1 protein-coding gene is annotated in these 1343 nt (G+C 42.9%); it reads left to right on the top strand.

The features are described from left to right. The first annotated feature begins 137 nt into the window (after positions 1-137). Positions 138-1223 (top strand): transposase, encoded by a 1086-nt coding sequence (locus tag JGK11_RS32710; protein ID WP_293200731.1) that lies wholly within the window; start codon positions 138-140, stop codon positions 1221-1223. Positions 1224-1343: the final 120 nt, after the last annotated feature.

Genomic DNA, 1343 nt, shown 5'->3' with positions numbered 1-1343 from the left:
GGGGGCTAGAAACTGTAACTTGATTCTTGGACAAATCTACCCATTGTTGCTCAATTGTGGGTAGCTTTTTCACTCGCAAGTTCTGCTAAGGTTGGAATATGTCACAAGCCTGCGCGAGAAGGGATTAAAGGACTGCCATGTTACTCGGATTCAAAACCGAATTGAAACTAAATAGTCGGCAGCGCATACTTTTAGCTAAGCATTGCGGAGTGGCGCGTCATGCTTGGAATTGGGGTTTGTGGCTGACCAAAAATATTCTTGGTCACAACCAAGCCAATCCCAACGAAAAGCTCAAATTTCCCACAGCTATTGACTTGCATAAATTGTTAGTAGCTATGGTGAAGTCGGAGAATGCTTGGTATTACGAGTGCAGTAAATCTACACCACAACAGGCATTAATGGCATTGCGAGATGCATGGAAACGATGTTTTAAAAAGACTGCTGGTGTACCGAAGTTTAAGAAAAAAGGAAGGCGAGATTCTTTCACATTAGAAGGAACAGTCAAAATCTGCGGGGTTAACAAAATCCAAGTTCCCGTAATTGCCGTCCTCAAGACTTATGAAAGGCTACCACAAGTATCAACTAAGTCTTGCGCGATATCCCGTATTGCCGACAGGTGGTTTATCAGTTTCAGGTTTGATGTAGAACAGCAAGAATCATGCCAAACAAGCATTGTAGGCGTTGACCTCGGTATTAAAGCATTGGCTACTCTATCAACAGGTGAAGTAGTTATCGGTGCTAAATCCTACAAAAAATATCGCGACATACTCTCAAGGATGCAATGGTTGAGTCGCCATAAAGTCATCGGTTCGAGCAATGGTCAAAAAGCACAAGTCAAGATAGCTAGACTGCATAGAAAGATAGCTAACATCCGTCAAGATACGTTGCACAAACTAACGACATTACTTGCCAAAAACCACGGTGTAATTGTCATAGAAGACTTGAACGTAAGCGGAATGATGGCGTTGCACAAGCTAGCTGCATCTGTTGCCGATATGGGCTTCTTTGAGTTTCGCAGACAGTTAACCTACAAATGCGAGTTGTACGGTTCAAAGTTGGTAGTTGTTGACCGTTGGTTTCCCAGCTCAAAAACTTGTTCTAATTGTGGAACTAAAAAAGAAACACTCTCTCTTTCTGAACGAGTGTTTGAATGCAGTCATTGTGGTATTGTTGTTGACCGCGATTTGAACGCAGCGATTAATTTGTCAAAAACCGTCAGTTAGACGGGGTTAGCCTGCGGACTGGTGAGTGCCGACACTACCAGGATGAAGCAGGAAGTAAACGAAGCTCAAAGTCCAATATTGTCCAATCTTGAGTAACTTTGGGTAGGATTTATGTAACGG

The organism is Microcoleus sp. PH2017_34_RAT_O_A (assembly GCF_020737885.1).
Lineage (GTDB): Bacteria > Cyanobacteriota > Cyanobacteriia > Cyanobacteriales > Microcoleaceae > Microcoleus.
The sequence above is the reverse complement of the archived record's forward strand: the minus strand, read 5'-3'. Positions and strand labels throughout refer to the sequence as shown.